Source organism: Mesorhizobium sp. M7D.F.Ca.US.004.03.1.1 (assembly GCF_003998635.1).
Lineage (GTDB): Bacteria > Pseudomonadota > Alphaproteobacteria > Rhizobiales > Rhizobiaceae > Mesorhizobium > Mesorhizobium loti.
In genome coordinates this window covers 1-3,332 of record NZ_RZQG01000672.1, presented here as the reverse complement: position 1 = coordinate 3,332, position 3,332 = coordinate 1, and the positions used below count along the sequence as shown (strand labels likewise).

Annotated in this window: 4 protein-coding genes; 1 reads left to right on the top strand and 3 read right to left on the bottom strand. The window is 64.0% G+C overall.

The features are described 5' to 3' along the window. Window positions 1-767, bottom strand: a 767-nt coding sequence (locus tag EN935_RS27755; protein WP_206534583.1) for a DNA translocase FtsK 4TM domain-containing protein, incomplete at its 3' end; no start/stop codon positions are given. 201 nt (window positions 768-968) lie between these two features. Between EN935_RS27755 and EN935_RS27750 the strand changes: the two genes are divergently transcribed. After that, window positions 969-1,340 (top strand): hypothetical protein, encoded by a 372-nt coding sequence (locus EN935_RS27750; protein WP_109663908.1) that lies wholly within the window; start codon window positions 969-971, stop codon window positions 1,338-1,340. Window positions 1,341-1,434: 94 nt separating this feature from the next. On the opposite strand, the gene EN935_RS27745 is transcribed toward EN935_RS27750, so the two are convergent. Beyond that, window positions 1,435-1,710 (bottom strand): hypothetical protein, encoded by a 276-nt coding sequence (locus tag EN935_RS27745; RefSeq protein ID WP_109665356.1) that lies wholly within the window; start codon window positions 1,708-1,710, stop codon window positions 1,435-1,437. Window positions 1,711-2,038: 328 nt separating this feature from the next. Further along, window positions 2,039-3,220, bottom strand: coding sequence for an ammonium transporter (locus tag EN935_RS27740; RefSeq protein WP_127373828.1), 1,182 nt, complete (start codon window positions 3,218-3,220; stop codon window positions 2,039-2,041). Between the last annotated feature and the right edge of the window lie 112 nt (window positions 3,221-3,332).

The following is a 3,332-nucleotide window of genomic DNA, read 5'->3' as shown; positions in this document are numbered from 1 at the left end:
GTCCAGCCGTTCCGCTCCTGCCTGCGGCGCACGGCGCGGCGGTGCATCCACGCGCGGAACGAGAGCCACCAATGAGTAATTGCCCCGAGCGCCAGGATGCCCTCGTCGCCTTCGTCCTCGTCATTGTCGAACAAAAGGTCGTCCTCGCGCGGATCGACGGCAGGCTCGTCCTCCATGACGGCGAAGCCGTTCTTGCGTCCGATCAGCGCCGAGCCAAGGGCGAACAGCCACAGCGCGGGTGCGGCCAGCAGGATGGCGATGATGCTGGCGATCAGCCCGGTCGGATAGCCGCCGATGACGACGCTGGGGATCTTCAGCACCATGTCGCCGAACACGCCGCCGAGGCCGGTGGGCAGCGGCCAGGTCTTGGGCGGCACAACGCAGCCGGCCATTGCAGCGGCCAGCAGCGCAAAGCCGAACCAGGACAGCCCGCGTTTGGGCAGCCTGTCGACGCCGCGTGCGGAAAACAGCAGGAAGCCCCAGATGACGGCCGGAACCAGGGCCGCGACGGCGGCGAGGCCGAAGAACTGCATGGCCAGGTCGGAGAACACCGCACCGGCATAGCCCATGGCGTTGGTGACGGTGTTGTTTGTCGCGTGGGAGAAGCTCGGATCGGCTACGTTCCAGGTGGCAAGGCTGGCCACGCCAAAGGCGACAGCCAAGAACAGCCCGGCACCGACCAGCCGCCCGACCTGACGCCGCGCGAACGCCTGGATGCCGTGCCCCGTATCGGCCAGCGCAAGCGGTGCTGAAGCCCCTGAACGCATGCTCTTCCCCGTCTGTCATGGACTCGCCGGGTGCGTGGCGCACTTCGGCAGATTCGGGTGTCAGACTATCGGCGGGAAGGTTAAGGGCGCATTAACTATAAGAGGTTGAGATGATCAAACCTCGTTACCGCCGGTTGAGCAGCTTGCTGCTCGAGGGATAGCCGAGAGCGGGCCGCAGGGGTCACCGATTTGGGTAGAGGCATGCAATCCGTCCTCCTTCGCGTGGCAGCACTGGCCTGGGCGGGGCTCAGTCTCCTGCTCGCCCTGCACTGGTTTGTCGAACTCGGCATGGTGGGTTTCCCGGATGGTCACGTGACGCCCTTTGCCAGAGCGACCGGCCCGCTCCTGCACGTCCTCGCCACGGCCTGCCTGGCACAAGGCCTGTATTTTCTGTGCATGGGTCTCTTCGGCAAGGGATTTGGAGCGCATGGCCTCGGCCTGCAGGTTCTGATCGCCGCGGTCCTGACGGTGGCGCCCGTGCTGATTGTCAGGAATTGCCCCCAGTCCCGGACATGCAGCAGCGCCTATGAGGCACTGACGAACACCATGATGGACGACGGCGCCGGTGGATAGCGCTGCCGCTTGCCGAAACACAATGGCGGACCCGCGAGCCCGCCATTGGTCGTTTGGCAACAAAAGATCGGGCCTCGGTCCGATCGCGGCAAAATCAGTTGGCGCCGCCAAGCGCCTGCAGGTTCGCGCAGAACTCCGCATGCGGCTTGCTCATCGCCGCGTCCTGGCATTCCTTCATCATCGCGTCCTGCTTGTCCTTCGCCATCGAATCCCAGGCAGCCTTGAAGTCGGCCTTGGGCTTCATGGTTTTCATGCCGGCGTCGGTGAAGAACGGTGCCATGTTGTCCGGTTCATCGAGAGCGCCGGCAAATGCCGTGCCGCTGACCATGGCAAGAGCGAGCGCTCCGAGGCAGATGTTCTTGAGGTTCATGAGATGGTTTCCTTCCCTGTTGTTTGGCACGAGCGTCAGAACGACGATCGTCCCCACAGTTCGGAACCAGAGCGGTCGATGTTTCCTCAAAAATCTTGATCACACGAACGTGATTGCGCGTATCCCGGCATTGGCAGGGCGATTGTACCAAAAAAAGAGGCCCGGACGTGATCCGGGCCTCAATGCGTGAACTCCTTTCGGGAGCGTCACGACGGGATTTTTAAAGCAATTCCAGGAAAAGTGTGTAGCGGTTTTCCGTCCGGAATTGCGTCGGAAGACAGGGGGCCGGCGGGAGGAGGGTTCCGCCGGCCCCGTGGCTAAGTTGGCCTTACGGCACCACTTCGCCATGCTGGGAGATGTCGAGGCCTTCGACCTCTTCCTGAGTCGTCGGACGCAGGCCGACCAGCGCCTTGACGATGTAGAGGATCACGAAGGTGGCAATCGCCGTCCACACGATGGTGACGGCAACGCCGTAGATCTGCTTGCCGAGCGAAGCGCCCGCACCGAGGCTGTTGATCGCCGGGTCGGCGAGCACGCCGGTGAGCAGAGCGCCGATCACACCGCCGACGCCGTGCACGCCGAACGCATCGAGCGAGTCGTCATAGCCGAACATGTGCTTGACCTTGACCGCCGAGAGGTAGCAGAGCACGCCGGCAACGATGCCGACGATAAAGGCGCCGGTCGGGTTGACGAAGCCGGAAGCAGGCGTCACCGCGACGAGGCCGGCAACGGCACCCGAGATGATGCCGAGCACCGAAGGCTTCTTTGCGACAATCCATTCAGCGAACATCCAGGCCAGAGCCGCGGCGGCGGTGGCAACCTGGGTGTTGAGCATGGCAGCGCCGGCAAGGCCGTCGGCTGCGAGTTCCGAACCGGCGTTGAAGCCGAACCAGCCGACCCACAGCAGCGAAGCACCGATCACCGAATAGACCAGGTTGTGCGGCGCCATGTTGGTGGTGCCATAGCCTTCGCGCTTGCCGAGAACCAGCGCGCAGACGAGACCGGCGACACCGGCGTTGATGTGGACGACCGTGCCGCCGGCAAAGTCGAGCACGCCAGCCGTGCCGAGGAAGCCGCCACCCCAGACCCAATGCGCGATCGGCACGTAGACGACGAGCAGCCACAGCGCCATGAAGATCAGCAGCGCAGAGAATTTGAAGCGTTCGGCGAAGGCGCCGGCAATCAGCGCTGGGGTAATGATGGCGAAGGTCATCTGGAACATCGAGAAGACGAATTCAGGAATGTTCGCGACGCCCGGCAGCCACAGCGAGGCAGTGGTGATGCCGTGATGGAAGAATTTCGAGGTGCCGCCGATATAGCTGTTCACGCCGCCGCCGTCGGAGAAGGCCAGCGAATAGCCGAACATGAACCACAGCACCGTCACCAGGCAGGTGATGGCAAAGCTCTGCATGATGGTGGCGAGCACGTTCTTCTTGCGCACCATGCCGCCGTAGAACAGCGCCAGGCCCGGAATGGTCATCATCAGCACGAGCGCCGTCGAGGTCAGCATCCAGGCGGTGTTGCCGGTGTCGAGCACCGGGGTCGGGGCAGCAGCCGGCGCGGCCGCGGCTGCGGCAGGAGCCGCTTCCTGCGCGAAGGCGGCGACCGTGCCCAATGCCGCG

Excerpts from the sequence above, each read along its gene's own strand:
- EN935_RS27740 (WP_127373828.1), bottom strand. The coding sequence starts at position 3,220 with ATGCTGACCTCGACGGCGCTCGTGCTGATGATGACCATTCCGGGCCTG.
- EN935_RS27745 (WP_109665356.1), bottom strand. The coding sequence starts at position 1,710 with ATGAACCTCAAGAACATCTGCCTCGGAGCGCTCGCTCTTGCCATGGTC.
- EN935_RS27750 (WP_109663908.1), top strand. The coding sequence starts at position 969 with ATGCAATCCGTCCTCCTTCGCGTGGCAGCACTGGCCTGGGCGGGGCTC.